The 16,990-nt window shown below is 35.6% G+C and carries 18 protein-coding genes; 9 read left to right on the top strand and 9 right to left on the bottom strand.

Annotation, left to right across the window (positions count from 1 at the left end; all coding sequences use genetic code 11):
• The first annotated feature begins 22 nt into the window (after positions 1-22).
• Positions 23-1,126 (top strand): SDR family oxidoreductase, encoded by a 1,104-nt coding sequence (locus FBT53_RS07460; protein ID WP_136950540.1) that lies wholly within the window; start codon positions 23-25, stop codon positions 1,124-1,126.
• Positions 1,127-1,241: 115 nt separating this feature from the next.
• Here the strand turns inward: FBT53_RS07460 and rpmA are convergent, their stop codons facing one another.
• From rpmA to FBT53_RS07445, 3 genes are all read right to left on the bottom strand, one after another.
• Positions 1,242-1,502 carry a 50S ribosomal protein L27 gene (gene rpmA, locus FBT53_RS07455; RefSeq protein WP_136950539.1) on the bottom strand — a complete coding sequence of 87 codons (261 nt, stop codon included), beginning with the start codon at positions 1,500-1,502 and terminating at the stop codon, positions 1,242-1,244.
• A gap of 43 nt (positions 1,503-1,545) precedes the next feature.
• Positions 1,546-2,184, bottom strand: coding sequence for a 50S ribosomal protein L21 (gene rplU / locus FBT53_RS07450; RefSeq protein ID WP_136950538.1), 639 nt, complete (start codon positions 2,182-2,184; stop codon positions 1,546-1,548).
• Positions 2,185-2,281: 97 nt separating this feature from the next.
• Positions 2,282-2,734: a DUF4199 domain-containing protein gene (locus FBT53_RS07445; protein WP_136950537.1), complete on the bottom strand. Its 453-nt coding sequence runs from the start codon at positions 2,732-2,734 to the stop codon at positions 2,282-2,284.
• Positions 2,735-2,868: 134 nt separating this feature from the next.
• Here FBT53_RS07445 and FBT53_RS07440 point away from each other — a divergent pair, with 134 nt between their 5' ends.
• The 5 genes from FBT53_RS07440 (at position 2,869) to FBT53_RS07420 (ending at position 8,109) form a co-directional block, all read left to right on the top strand.
• Entirely contained in the window at positions 2,869-4,191 is a 1,323-nt protein-coding gene (locus FBT53_RS07440) for a pitrilysin family protein (protein WP_136950536.1), read from the top strand.
• Between the two features lie 7 nt (positions 4,192-4,198).
• Positions 4,199-6,271: a pitrilysin family protein gene (locus FBT53_RS07435; protein ID WP_136950535.1), complete on the top strand. Its 2,073-nt coding sequence runs from the start codon at positions 4,199-4,201 to the stop codon at positions 6,269-6,271.
• 67 nt (positions 6,272-6,338) lie between these two features.
• Positions 6,339-6,986, top strand: a complete 648-nt coding sequence (locus FBT53_RS07430; protein ID WP_136950534.1) for an NAD(P)-dependent oxidoreductase — start codon at positions 6,339-6,341, stop codon at positions 6,984-6,986.
• A gap of 200 nt (positions 6,987-7,186) precedes the next feature.
• The gene (locus tag FBT53_RS07425) at positions 7,187-7,621 is read left to right on the top strand and encodes a hypothetical protein (RefSeq protein ID WP_136950533.1); all 435 of its coding nucleotides are present in this window, start codon (positions 7,187-7,189) and stop codon (positions 7,619-7,621) included.
• Positions 7,622-7,632: 11 nt separating this feature from the next.
• The gene (locus FBT53_RS07420) at positions 7,633-8,109 is read left to right on the top strand and encodes a hypothetical protein (RefSeq protein WP_169630333.1); all 477 of its coding nucleotides are present in this window, start codon (positions 7,633-7,635) and stop codon (positions 8,107-8,109) included.
• Between the two features lie 3 nt (positions 8,110-8,112).
• On the opposite strand, the gene gldD is transcribed toward FBT53_RS07420, so the two are convergent.
• The 4 genes from gldD to mutY are packed head-to-tail and all read right to left on the bottom strand — an operon-like array spanning position 8,113 to position 11,515.
• Positions 8,113-8,664 (bottom strand): gliding motility lipoprotein GldD, encoded by a 552-nt coding sequence (gldD, locus tag FBT53_RS07415; protein WP_136950531.1) that lies wholly within the window; start codon positions 8,662-8,664, stop codon positions 8,113-8,115.
• Positions 8,654-9,988, bottom strand: a complete 1,335-nt coding sequence (locus tag FBT53_RS07410) for a gliding motility-associated protein GldE (protein ID WP_136950530.1) — start codon at positions 9,986-9,988, stop codon at positions 8,654-8,656. The genes gldD and FBT53_RS07410 overlap by 11 nt, the downstream gene beginning before the upstream one ends.
• 10 nt (positions 9,989-9,998) lie before the next feature.
• Entirely contained in the window at positions 9,999-10,469 is a 471-nt protein-coding gene (locus FBT53_RS07405; protein ID WP_136950529.1) for a single-stranded DNA-binding protein, read from the bottom strand.
• A gap of 14 nt (positions 10,470-10,483) precedes the next feature.
• Positions 10,484-11,515: an A/G-specific adenine glycosylase gene (gene mutY / locus FBT53_RS07400; protein ID WP_136950528.1), complete on the bottom strand. Its 1,032-nt coding sequence runs from the start codon at positions 11,513-11,515 to the stop codon at positions 10,484-10,486.
• A 119-nt stretch (positions 11,516-11,634) separates the two neighbouring features.
• Between mutY and FBT53_RS07395 the strand changes: the two genes are divergently transcribed.
• The 3 genes from FBT53_RS07395 (at position 11,635) to FBT53_RS07385 (ending at position 14,255) form a co-directional block, all read left to right on the top strand.
• Entirely contained in the window at positions 11,635-11,925 is a 291-nt protein-coding gene (locus FBT53_RS07395) for an HU family DNA-binding protein (protein ID WP_136950527.1), read from the top strand.
• Positions 11,926-12,179: 254 nt separating this feature from the next.
• A complete protein-coding gene (locus FBT53_RS07390) occupies positions 12,180-13,727 on the top strand; it encodes a ribonuclease E/G (RefSeq protein ID WP_136950526.1) in 1,548 nt (515 codons plus the stop codon).
• 57 nt (positions 13,728-13,784) lie between these two features.
• Positions 13,785-14,255, top strand: coding sequence for a regulatory protein RecX (locus FBT53_RS07385; protein WP_136950525.1), 471 nt, complete (start codon positions 13,785-13,787; stop codon positions 14,253-14,255).
• Here FBT53_RS07385 and FBT53_RS07380 read toward each other — a convergent pair.
• A complete protein-coding gene (locus FBT53_RS07380; RefSeq protein ID WP_136950524.1) occupies positions 14,236-15,567 on the bottom strand; it encodes a PAS domain-containing sensor histidine kinase in 1,332 nt (443 codons plus the stop codon). The genes FBT53_RS07385 and FBT53_RS07380 overlap by 20 nt on opposite strands.
• A gap of 7 nt (positions 15,568-15,574) precedes the next feature.
• Positions 15,575-16,933 carry a sigma-54 dependent transcriptional regulator gene (locus tag FBT53_RS07375; protein WP_136950523.1) on the bottom strand — a complete coding sequence of 453 codons (1,359 nt, stop codon included), beginning with the start codon at positions 16,931-16,933 and terminating at the stop codon, positions 15,575-15,577.
• Positions 16,934-16,990: the final 57 nt, after the last annotated feature.

Here is a 16,990-nt window from a genome sequence, read left to right as displayed (position 1 = left end):
TTTTAGTAACCAATAGTCAAGTATGCATATTATTTTAACTGGAGCAACAGGAACTTTAGGTTCACAACTGCTATTTAGCTTGATAGAAGAAAGGTTAAATGAACTAAAAAGTATTCACCTTTTAGTACGAAATAAGAAGTCTGTTGATGCTAGTGATAGAATACAAAATATGCTCACCAGTCCAATGGCTCCAAAATTTATTGCCCAGAACTTAATAGCTATTCAGGATAAGTTAACGGTAATAGAAGCAAGCAAAGCATTACAACCAGAAAACTTTTTGGATGCAAACCAGCGCTATTACATGATACATTCTGCTGGCTTTGTGAATTTATCTGTAAATCCAAAAGACGAAGCCCAAATTTTTGAAGAGAATCTAAGCTTTACCAAACAGCTATTTACTGCTTTTAAACCATACTTAAAAAAGTTTGTTTACATCAGTACAGCCTTTGCCGCTGGCAAACAAGATGGGGTTATTGGTAATGATTACCTTAATTATACGCCTGCAGAATACAGAAACTACTACGAAGCCTCTAAACATGCCGCAGAAAAATATGTGGCACAACAATGTGGCGAAAACGGCATTGAAATTCAAATTTTGAGACCTAGTGTTCTAGGTGGTAACGCTTTGGAGAAACCCCGTTTTTTTATCTCCAAATACATGGTGTTTTATTTGTTCGCTAAATTTTTTCAGCATAAAACAGAACAGGGTAGCGTACGTATACAAGCTGGTAATGATAGCAACTTAAATATTATACCAACAGATTATGCCGCCAAAGTAATTTGTAAGGTAATAGACCAACCTGTAGAACAACTCAATATAGTAAATCCAATAGGTACCCATATACTTACAGGAATATCAAAAATTTTAGAGGCGGTTAATTTTAAAAATTACCAACTTACACAAGAAATTGTAGATAGCGTTGGAGGATTCGAAACTACTTTGGAAAAATTCTATTATGAAACCATTGGCGTTCACCTTACCCCGTATTTGACTGGAAAACCGCAAAAATGGGACACACAACTACTTGAATCTATTTTACCACTACCTAACTATAATCCAGAAGAATATTTAAAAGCGAATATAGAATACGCTATAAGTCAGAAGTTTAGAAACCAACGGTGGTAATCCCTACTGTTCCATTAAAAAACAGTAAGGTTTGTAATTTAGTTGAGAATAGACATAATAAAGCCCTATCCGATTTACTCGAACAGGGCTTTTTAATACTATATTTTGAGTTTTCTTAAGCTTCGAAAGGCTCAATAGAAACGAAGGATTTACCTCCTGCTTTCTTCTCAAATTTTACAACACCATCTACTTTAGCGTGAATTGTATGGTCTTTTCCAAGATATACATTCTCACCAGCATTGTGTTTGGTTCCTCTTTGACGTACAATGATGTTACCAGCAATTGCAGCTTGGCCACCAAAAATCTTAACGCCTAATCGTTTCGATTCTGATTCTCTACCGTTCTTAGAACTACCTACACCTTTTTTATGTGCCATGTTTTCTAGGTTTTGTCTTTACTAATTTTCTGTAGTGGTTAACTTAAGCTTTACCACCATCTAATTCATCTTGCCATTTCTTAAGCTCATCCCACTTACCTTCTGCCGCAAGTTCTGCTTGTTTTGGCCAAGTATCAGTAACGTGGTTACCACGTACATCTGCAATGATTTCTGCAATTTTAGCTGCATCTGTCTTTGCTAACTCAGCAAAAGTAGTGATACCCGCATCATTCAATGTCTGAGCAATTTTTGGACCAATACCTTCAACTTTCTTTAAATCGTCTCCACCTTTGGCTGCCTTCTTAGTGGCGGCTTTAGGAGCATCTTTTTTAGGAGTTTCTGCTTTAGCTGGAGCAGCTTTTTTAGCACCACTAGCCAAAATGTTCTCAACTACAATCTCTGTTAAAGATTGTCTGTGACCATTTTTCTTACGGTAACCTTTTCTCCTTTTCTTTTTAAAGACAATAACTTTATCGCCTTTCAAATGCTTTACAACCTTAGCTTCTACGGCTGCACCTTCTATGACTGGGGCGCCAACAGTAACTGTACCAGCGTCATCTAACAAAAGAACACGGTCAAAAGTAACTTTTTCTCCTTCTTCTGTTTTTAAACGGTGTACGTATACTTTCTGGTCTTTCGCAACTTTAAATTGCTGCCCTGCCATCTCTACAATTGCGTACATATTTAAATGTTTTAATTGAATTAAATCCCTATTTTCGTAAATAGCGGGTGCAAATATACTGCTAATTCCTTAATCCACAAGGGCAAAAAAGTCTTTTTTATGCTTTACTCAGTATGTTTTTCGATGACTTGAATAATTGCATAAAACTTAATGTCAACACTAAGCTTGTAGCCATACCCATTATTGCCACAGTAAAAAATACTATAGCCGTAAAATTGCTATAGTCTTTAGCCCAAACCGCAGACAATTGCTCCAAAAATAATGGATTCAGCTCAGTGCTATACACCATAAAAAAGAATGTAAAAAGTAAGGTTGCCACAACACCCGTAGTTAACCCAAATTTAAACCCTCTTCCATAATCAAATTTATTTCCGTCTTTAAGCTTTAAGTATTTAATGGTTTCATAAATTCCAAAACCAGTAATAACACCATTAAACAAGCTATAGAAAATGTTGGTGTGCTTGTTAAACAGAGAAAGAATTAAAAAATAGGCCACCAATACCGCTGCGGTAACTAGGCCAAATCTGATAGGTAACGTGCTATTTTTCATGCTTTTAGTTTTATTAAAAGTTACAAAAATTAACAGTCGATACAAAGTTTTTCTTTTTAAGTAATTCTATCTTGTAACAAATTGGCTTTATCTTAGACCAACCGATAGGTATATCAATTAAACTACTATAGAAAATGAAAAGAGTTACACTAACTGTCATGGGCGTATTAGCCCTGACCATGGGCCTCTCTGCCCAATCCGTGAGCTTTGAGGAATACGACCTTGACAACGGACTACACGTAATTTTACATCAGGACAACAGCGCACCTGTAGTAACCACATCTGTAATGTACCACGTTGGTGGTAAGGATGAAGACCCAGAAAAAACGGGTTTCGCTCACTTTTTTGAGCATTTGTTATTTGAAGGCACCAAAAATATTGAGCGCGGTAAATGGTTTCAAATAGTTTCTTCTAATGGCGGCAGAAATAATGCCAATACCAACATGGATAGAACGTACTACTATGAAGTATTCCCTTCTAATAATTTAGAATTAGGACTTTGGTTAGAATCTGAGCGTTTAATGCATCCTGTTATTAATCAAATTGGTGTAGACACACAGAAAGAGGTTGTACAAGAAGAAAAAAGACTTCGTGTAGATAATTCTCCCTACGGACGCGTTTTTGAACAAGTTTCTAAAAACTTATTTAAAAAGCACCCGTACAGATGGACCACTATTGGCTCTTTAGAGCATTTAGCTAGCGCGTCTTTAGACGATTTTAAAAAATTTAATCAGATTTATTACGTACCTAACAACGCGGTTTTGGTAGTTGCTGGCGATATTGATATTGCAGAAACTAAAAAAATGGTGAAGGATTACTTTGGTCCTATTCCAAAAGGTGCTCCAATTGAGCGTACAGTTATCAAAGAAGACCCTATACAGAGTACTATTAAAGCTAAATTTTACGACCCTAACATACAGATTCCTTTGGTTTTAATGGCTTACAGAACGCCTGCACAGACAGAGCGTGATGCCTATGTATTAGACATGATTTCTACCTATCTAAGTGATGGCAAAAGCTCAAAGCTATACAAGAAAATGGTAGATGATAAAAAAATGGCGTTACAAGTTCTAGCATTTAATGTAACCCAGGAGGAGTACAGCAATTATATAGTTGGGGCACTACCTGTAGGCGAAACGAGCTTGGAAGATTTACAAAAAGAAATTGATGAGGAAATAGAAAAAATAAAAACCGAATTAATTTCTGAAAAAGACCACCAAAAGCTGATTAATAAGTTTGAAAACAACTTTGTTAATTCTAACAGCAGCGTAGAGGGTATTGCTAGTTCTTTAGCTACCTATTATATGTTATTTGATGATGTTAATCTTATCAACACGCAGATAGATATATACCGCTCTATTACTAGAGAGGAAATTATGGAAGTTGCAAAAAAATATTTGAACGCCAACCAAAGATTAGAGTTAGAGTACTTACCAGAAACAGCTAATGCGCAATAATATTCAAATGAAAAAGATTATAACTACCCTGGTATTGGTACTTGTTGCCCTTACCACTAATGCACAAATAGATAGGAGTAAACAACCAGAATCTGGCCCTGCTCCAAAAATTAACCTTAGCAAACCCAATACCTTTAAGCTTAATAATGGCTTAACCGTTATGGTGGTAGAAAACAATAAACTACCAAGAGTACGCATACAGCTAGAAATAGATAATCCGCCCATTGCAGAAGGCAATAAAGCAGGGGTATCTAGCTTAATGTCTAGCATGCTGGGTAATGGTTCAAAAAATATAGCAAAAGATGCTTTTAATGAAGAAGTAGATTATTTGGGAGCCCGTATATCTTTTGGTTCACAAAGTGCTTTTGCCTCTTCTCTTTCTAAATATTTCCCTAGAATACTGGAATTAATGGCAGATGCTGCCATTAACCCTAACTTTACAGCAGAAGAGTTTGAAAAGGAGAAAAGTAAATTAATTACAGGTTTAAAATCGGGCGAGAAAGATGCTTCTACCATTGCCTCTAATGTACAATCTGCTTTAGCATACGGTAAAAACCATCCTTACGGAGAAATCACTACAGAAGAAACAGTTAACAATGTTACCTTGGCAGATGTAGAAGAATTTTACCGTTCTTACTTTGTCCCAGCAAATGCTTATTTAATTGTTATAGGAGACATAACCTTTAATGATGCCAAAAAACTTGTTACCGAAGCATTTACACCCTGGACCAAGGCCGTGCCACCATCTTTGAGCTATTCAGAGCCTAAGGACGTTCAGTATACACAAATTAATTTTGTAGACCTTCCTAATGCTGTACAATCCCAAGTTGTGGTAGAAAATTTGGTAGACCTAAAAATGAAAGACAAAGACTACCTAGCGGCTTTGATTGCCAACCAAGTACTTGGTGGCGGAGGTGAAGGTAGACTTTTCTTAAATCTAAGAGAAGACAAAGGATATACCTATGGCTCTTACTCTTCATTAAGAGACAACAAACACTCTAAAACTAGGTTTACCGCTACTGCACAGGTAAGAAATCAGGTTACAGATAGCTCTGTAGTAGAGATTTTGAAAGAAATTGAACGCATCCGTAAGGAGCCTATCACTAAAGAAGAGTTGGAAAATACTAAAGCTAAATATGCTGGTAGATTTGTTATGGCTTTAGAAAATCCTGAAACTGTAGCCAACTACGCCTTAAACATTGAAAAAGAAGGTTTACCTAAAGACTTTTACGAGAATTACTTAGAGCGATTAAATGCAGTATCTATTGCAGATGTACAAGCTGCCGCCAATAAATATTTCTCAATGGATAATGCTCGCGTAGTAGTTGTAGGTAAAGGTAGCGAAGTATTAGAAAACCTTGAGAAAGTAACTTTTAACGGTAAAGCTGTTCCTGTTAGATATTTTGATAAGAACGCTAACAAAACAGAAAAACCTAATTATGATGTTGCTACCCCAGAGGGCGTAGATGCTAACACTGTAATAGAAAAATATCTTGCTTCTGTGGGCGGAAAAGAAGCTTTAGAAAACGTAGAATCTTACGCATTATCTGCAGAAGCAGAAATGCAAGGAATGAAACTGGAATTAGAGATGAAAAAAACTTCTAAGGAACAGTTTATGCAAGACGTAAAGGTTATGGGTAATTCCATGAGTAAACAAGTATTAGACGGCAATAAAGGTTACATGACCATGCAAGGTCAACGCAAGGACCTTAACGAAGATGAGATTAATAAAATTAAGGAAGAGTCTGCACCTTTTCCAGAATTAAACTATTTGGCAGCAGGTGGCTTAACTTTAGAAGGCGTAGAAATGGTAAATGGCAAAAAAGCCTACAAAATTAAAGTAACGGATAATAAAACCGTTTACTATGACCTAGAAACTGGATTAAAGGTCCAAGAAGTGAACGTCCAAGAAATGCAAGGACAGCAAATGACACAGACTTTAATTTTAGACGATTATAGAGAAATATCTGGAATTAAATTTCCTTTTAAAATGACCCAAACCATGGGACCACAAAGCTTTGACTTTATAGTTAAAGAAATTAAGGTGAATGAAGGAGTTTCTCCTGCTGATTTTGAATAGCACTAGTTTGATTATATATTTAAAGACCGGGTTTTATCCGGTCTTTTTTTTTTAAAACAAAACATAAATGAAAATCTTATTACTTGGTGCCACAGGAAGAACGGGGAAATTGGTTCTCAAGCGTGCTTTAGCAGATGGTTTTGAAGTACATTGCTTAGCAAGAAACTCAAATCGTATAAAACCTCAACAAAAATTAACCGTTATTGAGGGTGATGCTAATGATATTCAAGATTTACAAAAGGCTCTAAATGGATGTGATGCCATAATTAGCGTTCTCAATATTTCTAGAACATCAGACTTTCCATGGGCACCACTAAAAACACCTAAGACATACCTTTCTGATGTAATGCATAAGCTAACTACTATTGCACAGCAAGAGTCTATAAATAAGATAGTCATATGTTCTGCTTGGGGAGTTGCAGAGACTAATAAAGACCTCCCTTTTTGGTTTAGGTGGCTTATAAAGTATAGCAACATTGGTTTTGCATACAAAGACCATGAAAAGCAGGAAAAAATTCTTTATTCTTCTGAATTGAATTGGACCATTGTTAGGCCTGTAGGTCTGACTAATTCGTCACAAAAAGCATCAATCCAAGAATCGTGGAACAATCAACCCAAACCAAACCTTTTAGTTAGCAGAGATAGCGTTGCAAGGTATTTGATAAATAGCATCACCAGAACAGATTTAAACCATAAAACCGTAGTTGTTTCTTAACCATAACTTTTAAAGCGTTATAACCAAACTAGTCCGATTGGTTCTACTTTAGTTTAGGTGATAAAATTATTTTAACCACAATTTATTTCCTGTAGACTGAAGAAACTATTTTATGTATATTGAATAGTATTCGCGATTTCTACCTTTACTTTGTATTTCTTAACTTGAATTTTCTAAAACAGAATAAATAGATTAAAAGCATGAAGCGAATAGTTCTTTTACTTATAGTAGTGATTATATGTAGTTGTCAAGGAAATAAAAAACATGAAGAAGGAAATTCCCAAATGCAAAAGGTAATGGCCATTCATGATGAAGTAATGCCTAAAATGGGCACTTTAGGCAAACTTGTAAGTCAACTTAAAGATAAGGTAGATACTACTGCCACGGGAAAACAGTATCAACAAGCAATGAAAGACTTGCAAAAATCCAATAGCGCTATGATGGATTGGATGAAAGGTTTTGGCGACCGCTTTGATTCTGACGAAATTTTAAATGGAAAAGAACTTACTCCAGAAAAACAAGCTTGGTTAGACGAGGAAGAGGCAAAAGTTAAAGCACTGAAAGAGCAGATTAACACTAGCATTGCCAATGCAGAGAAACTTTTGGCAAATTCAGAGGAAAAGATTTTTAACTAAAATCCAAACTATTGGTCGATTCAAAATTAATATTGTCATTTGATTGGTTATTTTTAAGAGCAAATGAATCAAAAATGAAAAAAATCATTATTTCAGTTTTTTCCGTCCTCTTCTTTATTTTAGGAAATGCACAATCAGATTCTAAAATGCATGAAGTTATGCAAGTTCATGATCAAATTATGGAAAAGGATATGATTAAATCGGTAAAATTGATATCAAAATTAAAAAAGGCATCTAAGGAAAATAATTCAGATACAAGATTTAATGAGGCAATCTCAAAATTGAAAATAGCGAACCAAAAGATGGTAAATTGGATGCAGGGATTCGGTCAAAAATTTACCTATGCTGAAATGCATGAAAAAACACAGTTATCTTCAAAAAAACAACAATGGATTAAGGAAGAAGAAATTAGCTTACACGAAATGAAATCGTCAATAGAAGAGGCTATTGCCAATGCAGAGAAACTTTTAGCAGAGCCAGAGAAATAGTACTTAATTCCAGTCCAAGCTCTCCATTATGGTGCGGATGTCTTGTTGTAAATATATAGCAGCAGGATAAATAGAATCATAATTTGGCTTGGCATAAAAATAGAGCGAACCCGTCACAAAATGATTGACACTATCAGTTACATAAAATTGTGATTGACTGGCCGCATTACCCGTAACTTCGTAAAACATGCCATAAACACCTTTTTCCGTATTGATAAAAGGTTGTTCTATAATATTATCTGCCTTAACTACATGCTCATAAGATAATTTTTGAGCATCTGTTAACAGTTGATTAATGTTATTATTTACTTGCTTATAGGTTAAGTAAACAGACCCTTTCATTTTAGGATAATCCAATACTAATCCGTCTTTATTTTCAGATTTAATTTTAGCCTCCTTGTTTTTATTGAATTTGAATTTAGCAGATGTATAGTTTTGATACGCTGGTGTTGGGTAATCTAATCTTAGCATTGCTTTTGGCTTTGGAATAGCCTCTTCTTTACAAGAAAACAATAGAATACAACAAACTATTACAAATGCTAACCTATACATCATGTGGCAAACTAACTTTAATTTGTTTTAAACGCTTAGTATCTAAACTTTCAATGGTAAATTTATAGTTGTTAAAAACTACACTTTCTCCTTTTTTAGGGAAACTCCCAGAGGTTTCCAGCACAAAACCTGCAATGGTTTCTGATTCACCTTTATTGAGCTCAAACTGCTCTTCGGATTCGTCATCAATTTTAATGACCCTATAAAAATCTTTAAGATTTGTTTTACCTTCAAAAACGTAGGTATGCTCATCTAGTTTAGAATATATCAAATCTTCATCATCAAACTCATCACTAATATCCCCAACAATCTCTTCTATAATATCTTCTAAAGTTACAATACCAGAAGTGCCACCGTATTCATCTACCACTATAGCCAAATGCTTTTTTTGCTCTTGGAACTCTAGTAACAAATCATCTAGTTTTTTATTTTCTGGCACAAAATATGGCTCGCGCAAGAGGGTATGCCAATTAAATGTTTTTCTATCTAAATACGGCAACAAATCTTTTACATAAAGCACACCAGATACGTTATCCATATTCTCTGTAAAAACAGGAATTCTAGAAAATCCGTTCTTTTTAATTTCTTCTATTACCTCTGTAAATTTGAGCTCAGCATTCAGGGCAAAAATATCTATTCGTGGCCGCATTACTTGCTTGGTGTCTGTATTACCAAAAGATACAATTCCTTCTAATATTTTCTGCTCCTCTTTAGTAGTATCTCCTTCTGAGGTAAGCTCTAATGCCTGTGATAATTGATCTACACTAATATTTGCTTTCTGCTTACCTAATTTATCCTGTAAAAAAATAGTGGCAGAACGCATAGGCATACTCATAGGGGTGAATAAAAAATCTAACCCCTTAAGTGGTAAAGCCATAAAATGAGCAAATTGCGATTTATTACGATTGGCATATATTTTAGGCAAAATTTCACCGAACATTAAAATAAGAAAGGTTGCTACCACTACTTCTAAAATAAAACGCACCGATATAACCCCAAATAGGGTCTGATTCATTTCTGAAAACAGAATGTCACCGATTTCGCTAAAAAGCAAAACCACACCTATATTTATGGCGTTGTTGGCTATTAATATTGTTGCTAACAACTTTTTGGGTTTCTCTAGTAATTTAAGAATTAAATTCCCCTTGCTGGTTTGGGCCTCCTCAATAGCATTCAGTTCGGTTTGAGATAGTCCAAATAAAGCTACCTCTGCCCCAGAAATTAATGCAGAACAAATCAACAAAAGTAAAAGCACAACCAGTTGTGCTACTAAAACGCCATCTGGGGCAACAAATAATAATACCGAACTATAGGGCTCTGGGTCCAATTAAATAGAATTAAAACGGTAAATCGTCATCTTCTGCTTCCTGCATAGGAGCTTTCTGTTCTGGAACGCTGTATCCTTGAGAAGTATTGTTAGCAGAAGAATTTTGACCAACATTCTGTTGATTATTCCCCTGCATACTCTCATTTTTATTAGTTAAAAAGGTAAAATCTTGCACGTGCACTTCCGTAGCATAGCGGGTATTCCCATCTTCTCCTTGCCACTGTCTATTTTTAAGTCTACCTTCTATATAAACTTTGTCTCCTTTTTTTAGGTATTTTTCGCAAACCTCGGCTGCCTTATTACGTACAACAATATTATGCCAGTCTGTATTAGTAACACGCTCGCCAGTTTGCCTATTTGTATACGTCTCATTAGTTGCCAGTGGGAATCTACCAATGCACCCGCCACCATCAAAATAATGCATCTTAATCTCATCTCCTAAATGCCCTATCAGCATTACTTTATTTAATGTTCCACTCATAATCGACAAAAATACTAAAATTTAAAGCGCTCCATAAACTGTGCAATTAAAACTGGCACAGGAAATTCTTTTGCTTTAGCAAAAGATACAGCATTCTCTTTAATTTTTGTCACCGCTACAATCCAAAATTTAGTATGTATGTGTTGATGGGATAATTTATGAACAATGTTTTCTGAATTAAACAGATATACCTTTTTATATAATTGTCCTTTTAGTTTTAGTCTATCTTCTATTTGTTGAATGTTTAAAGGCTCTTCTACTTCTATTAAAGGAAATTGATAGAGATGCTGCCAAATCCCGTTACCTTCCCGCTTTTCCAAAGCTGTTTTTTTAGCGTCGTCCACAAAAACCATATAATTAAAATACCTGTGCTTTACTTTGGTCTTTTTTAATTTCACAGGCAATTCTGTAATTCTATTTTCTGCAAAGGCCACACAGCTACTTTGTAAAGTACATAATGTACAATTAGGGCTTTTTGGCGTACATTGTATGGCGCCAAATTCCATAATACCTTGATTGTAATCTCGCACATTGGTGGTTGCCATTACTTCTTTAGCTAAGCTTTTAAAGTATTTTATTCCATCTGTGCTATTAATAGGAATATCAATTCCAAAATAACGGGCTAATACACGATAAACATTACCATCTACTACGGGTGCTGGTTCATTAAAACAAATAGAAGCTATAGCACTAGCGGTATAATCCCCCACTCCTTTCAGTTTTAATAATTCTTTATGCGTTGTAGGAAAGTTACCCCCCAACTCATTAACCACCATTTTTGCCGTAGCATGCATATTTCTAGCGCGCGAGTAGTAACCTAGCCCTTGCCATAATTTTAAAATTTGTTCTTCTGGCGCTTCAGCCATGTCAAAAACTGTCGGAAATTCTTCCACAAATTTCTGGTAATAAGGCAATCCTTGTGCAACTCTTGTTTGTTGCAACATCACTTCTGATAGCCAAATTTTATAGGGTTCACGGGTGCTGCGCCACGGCAAATCCCTTTTGTTTTCTTGGTACCAACGCAAAATTATTTCTGAAAAATCCATGTAAGAAAATACTATCCAAAGCCCTTATCAGTTTATATACTTAAAATTTAGGGCGTTATATAAAACATTTATATATTTGCAAGCCAATTTAAAAAACCTATTAATAATAATAACGGAAAATGACGAAAGCGGATATTGTTTCTAAAATCTCAGAGAAACTGGGTATTGAGAAAGGTGATGTACAAGCGACTGTAGAGTCGTTTATGGAAGAGGTTAAATCTTCCTTGGAGAATGGTGATAATGTGTACCTAAGAGGTTTTGGAAGTTTCATTATCAAAACAAGGGCAGAAAAGACCGGAAGAAATATTTCAAAAAATACAACAATAAAAATTCCTGCACACAATATACCTGCATTTAAACCTGCAAAAGTATTTGTTGAGGGAGTTAAGAGTAATGTTCAAGTTAAGTAATAATATAAAAGCAACGCTGTATGCCGAGTGGTAAAAAAAGAAAAAGACATAAGGTGGCTACGCACAAGAGAAAAAAGCGTAGAAGAGCCAACAGACACAAGAAAAAGTAGTCGATAGACTACTTTTTCTTTTTAAAAGAATACGTTCATTGACATTACGGACCAGACAATAATTATAATTCGATTAGCTAATCGACACACATAATTGTTTAATCATCTGTACCCACTTTTGGGTGTAGGTAAAAATTTAAAAAGGTGAATAGAGAATTAATCGTAAGATCTAGTTCTGACGCCGTGGATTTTGCCCTATTAAAAGATGGAAAACTTACAGAACTACATAAAGAAGAGGACAATAATAGTTTTTCTGTTGGCGATATTTTTTTGGCCAAAATCAGAAAACCTGTTACAGGTTTAAACGCCGCCTTTGTAAATGTAGGTTATGAAAAAGATGCCTTTTTGCACTACCATGACTTAGGACCGCAACTTTCTTCCATGTTGAAGTTTGTTAAACAGGCCAAAACTGGTAAGCTCAGAGACTTTTCATTAAAAAATTTTCCATTTGAAAAAGACATTGACAAGAATGGCAGTATCAACGATGTTGTTAAAGCCAATCAATCTATCTTGGTACAAATTGTAAAAGAACCAATTTCTACCAAGGGTCCAAGAATTAGCTCGGAACTTTCCATTGCCGGGCGTTACTTGGTTATGGTACCCTTTTCTGAACGCGTTTCTGTATCTCAAAAAATTGAGAGCAGAGAAGAGAAAGAGCGTTTAAAAAGATTGGTAACCAGTATAAAACCCAAAGGGTTTGGTGTTATAATACGCACCGTGGCAAAAGACAAGAAAGTCGCAGAATTAGATAAAGACCTTCAAAATTTGTTGTCTAAATGGACAGCAATGTGCAAATCTCTTCACAATGCAAATCATCCATCTAAGGTATTGGTAGAACTTAATAGAGCTTCTTCCATATTAAGAGACGTATTCAATGATACTTTTACAGGAATACATGTAGATGATGAAACGCTTTATGATAATATAAGAGATTACTTGCACGAAATAGCACCAGAAAAGGAATCTATTGTAAAGCACTACAATGGTAATGCCCCTATCTATGAAAAATTTGGAATAGAACGGCAGATAAAAACCTCTTTTGGTAAAACAGCCTCTATGAGTAGAGGTGCCTATTTGGTTATTGAGCACACAGAAGCTTTGCATGTTATAGATGTAAACAGTGGTAACCGCTCTAATAAAGCCAAAAATCAAGAAGACACCGCATTAGAAGTAAATCTTTTAGCAGCAACAGAAATTGCGCGCCAATTGCGTTTACGAGATATGGGTGGCATCATCGTCGTAGACTTTATAGATATGACCAAAGGTGAACATAGAAGAAAACTTTATGATCATCTTAGGGAAGAAATGAAGGACGACCGGGCAAAACATAAAATATTACCGCCTAGCAAATTTGGTTTAGTACAAATTACGAGGCAACGTGTACGTCCAGAAATGAATATTAAAACTAGTGAAGCCAATCCTAATGGTACTGGTGAGGAGGTAGAAGCTCCTATTGTTTTAATTGACAAGATAAACGCTCATCTAGAACGTATTTTAAAACAGAATAAGGACAGTAAAGGAATTGAGTTGAACATACACCCCTTTATTGCGGCTTACCTAACCAAGGGTTTTCCTTCCATAAGAACTAAATGGTTTTTAGACCATAAAAAATGGATTAAAATACAACCAAGGGATGCCTATACGTATCTAGAATACAAGTTTAAAAATAAGGACGGCAAAGAACTGAATTAAGTTAAAAGCGACTTCATTTATTTGGAGTCGCTTTTTTTGTTTTTATACATTTATAGCATGCAAAATACCCCAAGTTTTACAGTAGAAGAAGCCACAAGAAAATTAGAAGCATATTGCGCTTACCAAGACCGCTGCCACAAAGAAGTGGTAGACAAATTAAAGGGTATGCGCATGATTCCCCAAGCTATTGACCATATAATTGCCCACTTGATTCAAGAAAATTATCTAAATGAGGAACGCTTTGCCCAAAGCTATGCTAGAGGAAAATTTAAGTACAAAAAATGGGGTAGAAATCGTATCACGACAGAACTTAAGCTAAGGCAAATATCGCACTACAATATAAAAACGGCCTTAAAAGAAATAGAAGCAGATTACCACACTGTTTTCCATGAATTGGCAGATAAAAAATGGGAACAGACCCAAGGTTTACCGCCTCAGAAACGTAAAAAAAAACTGTTAGATTATTTGTTATATCGAGGTTGGGAAAGCCACCTTATTTACGAGAAAATCAATGATTTGGCATCTTAAAACCAAGGTGAAATTGGGTAGTACCAGCTTTACTTGTAAAATGTATGCTACCGTTGTGGGCATTCATAATATTTCTACTTAAACTTAATCCAATTCCCGAACCGTTTTTACGGGTTGTAAAGAAGGGTACAAATACATCTCGTTTTAAACTAGCAGCTATGCCTTTACCATTGTCCGCAATGGTAAAAACCACTTTTTGCTCCTGTTCTTCCGCAGTAAAGCCAATTTTAGGGTTGCTTATGCCATCTAATGCATACACACAATTAGTAAGCAGGTTTATGAGTACCTGTTCTATCTGTTTGGCATCTACGTATACCCGCAATTTATCATTAGGTATAGTTACATTGACCTCAATACCTTTTTCTTGCAACATACCCCTTAACAAAGACAGACTACCTTCTAATAAATTAGTAACTGTAACCCACTCTAATTTAGGTGTGGGCAGTTCTGTTAACAGTCGGTATGTATCTATAAAATCCAATAAATGTTTGGAGCGCTTTTGAATGGTTTCTACACTTTGGCTTACATCGGTGTAACTATCGCCTAAGCTAGATTTATGTTCTGCTAATAGAAATTCTAAATTATTAGCTAAGGGCTGTATGGGCGCCATGGTATTGATTATTTCATGACTCATCACCTTCATCAAATTGAACCAAGCTTCTTTCTCTTTTTTTTCTATTAAACTCTGTATGGCATCTAAATTTACTACCAAATAAGCCTGATTATGGATGTAAGAAATAAAGGTTCGCAAAGAAAAATCACTTTCTTTACCATTAATATTCAGGGTTATTACATCCTTTGTATTCTTCCAATTTTCTTCCTGAAAATACGCATCAAAGGCTTTTAATTCGCGTGAAGCATTTTGCCATTTGTTATACCTAGGCATTTGTAAAAGTTGAAAAAACGCTCTGTTAGCAAAAAAAAGCTTATCGTCCCCCTTTCTTAAAATAAGGATGCCCGTATCCATAGCTTCTATAATACCCTCATACACTATTTTTTGGGCATCTGCATTCTTTTTGGCCGATTTTAAGTTACCATATAATATTTGCAAGGGCGAAGCTAATGCAGCTGGCAATTGATTTTCTGGCACTTTAAACGCATAGTCTTCTTGTACTAATGCTTGTATTACTTGGGTGGTTCTTAAATAGCCATTTTTAATACGCCACAAAAGCATGCCCCCTATACCAATGCAAAGCACGACTAAAAAAAGTGGCAGAAAGAGAAATCCCTGCAAACCATAATAGACGGCTGCAGAAATACCTATGGCAATCAGCACAAGACAAAACCAAAAGAAAGTATTAAAGTAGCGCATGATATACTCACAAATTATGTTTTTCCATTCGCCTATACAAAGCGGCTCTTGTAATACCCAATTCTTTTGCGGCCTTACTTACATTACCCGTATGCTTCTTTAAAGCCAATTGTATCAAATGTTTTTCGGTAGCCTCTAAATTTAAATTTTTAACCGTTTCTTTTGGGGTGACCGCTGGACCAAATCGTAAATCAGATTCTTGAATTTCATTTTCTTCACTTAAAATAACCGCGCGCTCTACAATGTGTTCTAATTCTCTAATATTACCGGGCCAATGATACTTTTCCATAGCGTTTAACGCTTCAATAGAAAATTGCAAGCGGCCTTTTTGGTATTTACGCTTGTTCTTTTCTAAAAAATGATGTGCCAATAACGCTACATCGCCAGAACGCTCCCGTAATGCAGGCAATACGATTTCCATGGTATTGATACGGTACAGTAAATCTTGTCTAAATCGCTGCTCCACAACCATCTGATGCAAATCCATATTGGTAGCACATATAATCCTCACATTCACCGTTCTTTCTTTTGATTCGCCAAGACGAACAACTTTTTTGGTTTGCAGTACCGTTAACAATTTGCTCTGTAAATGCATTGGCAAGTTTCCTATTTCATCCAAAAACAAAGTTCCCTCATCTGCTAACTCAAATCGTCCTAAACTATCTTCCTTAGCATCTGTAAACGCTCCTTTTGCATGACCGAACAATTCGCTCTCAAACAAGTTTTCATTTAAGGAACCCAAATCTACATGCACAAATATGTTGTCTTTTCTGGCAGAATTTTGATGTAGCATTTTCGCTATTACATATTTACCGGTACCATTTTCTCCTAATAGGAGCACATTGGCTTGCGTATCTGCCACTTTTTCTACCAAATGCAACACCTCTTTAAATGCTTGGGACTTACCCAAAACATGCTCTTGTGGTACTAAACCGTTTTTAGTTAAGCTTTGTAGTTTGCTTTGCTGCGTGTTGGACCTAACCATAGAAAGTCCCTTTTGCAAGGTTGCCAAAAGCTTATCATTGTCCCAAGGCTTTAAAACAAAATCGAAAGCCCCTTTTTTTAAACTTTCCACCGCTAAATCTACATTGGCATATGCCGTCATTAACACCACCATGGTTTCTTGAGAACGTTCTTTTATTAACTTAAGCCAATACAAACCTTCTTTACCACTCTGGTCTCCTGCCCTAAAATTCATATCCATTACCACCAAATGCAAGACTGTTTTGTTAAGCATGGTTACCAATTCTTTAGGATTGGTTGTTGTAAGTACTTTGCTAAAATGTCTTTTTAAAAACACCTCCATGGAAAAAAGAATGTCTTTATCATCATCTAGAATTAGTACGGTTGCCTCTTGCTTTGCCATACCCAATGTTAGCAAGTTGTTCGATAATGAACAAGTAAGTGTTCGATAATGAACAGT

This window comes from Flavobacterium sp. ASW18X (genome assembly GCF_005144745.1).
Lineage (GTDB): Bacteria > Bacteroidota > Bacteroidia > Flavobacteriales > Flavobacteriaceae > Croceivirga.
This window is presented reverse-complemented; position numbering and strand designations above follow the sequence as displayed.

Bases quoted from the DNA above. Each gene is read 5' to 3' on its own strand.
- FBT53_RS07460 (WP_136950540.1), top strand. From the start codon at position 23: ATGCATATTATTTTAACTGGAGCAACAGGAACTTTAGGTTCACAACTG.
- rpmA (WP_136950539.1), bottom strand. From the start codon at position 1,502: ATGGCACATAAAAAAGGTGTAGGTAGTTCTAAGAACGGTAGAGAATCA.
- rplU (WP_136950538.1), bottom strand. From the start codon at position 2,184: ATGTACGCAATTGTAGAGATGGCAGGGCAGCAATTTAAAGTTGCGAAA.
- FBT53_RS07445 (WP_136950537.1), bottom strand. From the start codon at position 2,734: ATGAAAAATAGCACGTTACCTATCAGATTTGGCCTAGTTACCGCAGCG.
- FBT53_RS07440 (WP_136950536.1), top strand. From the start codon at position 2,869: ATGAAAAGAGTTACACTAACTGTCATGGGCGTATTAGCCCTGACCATG.
- FBT53_RS07435 (WP_136950535.1), top strand. From the start codon at position 4,199: ATGAAAAAGATTATAACTACCCTGGTATTGGTACTTGTTGCCCTTACC.
- FBT53_RS07430 (WP_136950534.1), top strand. From the start codon at position 6,339: ATGAAAATCTTATTACTTGGTGCCACAGGAAGAACGGGGAAATTGGTT.
- FBT53_RS07425 (WP_136950533.1), top strand. From the start codon at position 7,187: ATGAAGCGAATAGTTCTTTTACTTATAGTAGTGATTATATGTAGTTGT.
- gldD (WP_136950531.1), bottom strand. From the start codon at position 8,664: ATGATGTATAGGTTAGCATTTGTAATAGTTTGTTGTATTCTATTGTTT.
- FBT53_RS07405 (WP_136950529.1), bottom strand. From the start codon at position 10,469: ATGAGTGGAACATTAAATAAAGTAATGCTGATAGGGCATTTAGGAGAT.
- mutY (WP_136950528.1), bottom strand. From the start codon at position 11,515: ATGGATTTTTCAGAAATAATTTTGCGTTGGTACCAAGAAAACAAAAGG.
- FBT53_RS07395 (WP_136950527.1), top strand. From the start codon at position 11,635: ATGACGAAAGCGGATATTGTTTCTAAAATCTCAGAGAAACTGGGTATT.
- FBT53_RS07385 (WP_136950525.1), top strand. From the start codon at position 13,785: ATGCAAAATACCCCAAGTTTTACAGTAGAAGAAGCCACAAGAAAATTA.
- FBT53_RS07380 (WP_136950524.1), bottom strand. From the start codon at position 15,567: ATGCGCTACTTTAATACTTTCTTTTGGTTTTGTCTTGTGCTGATTGCC.
- FBT53_RS07375 (WP_136950523.1), bottom strand. From the start codon at position 16,933: ATGGCAAAGCAAGAGGCAACCGTACTAATTCTAGATGATGATAAAGAC.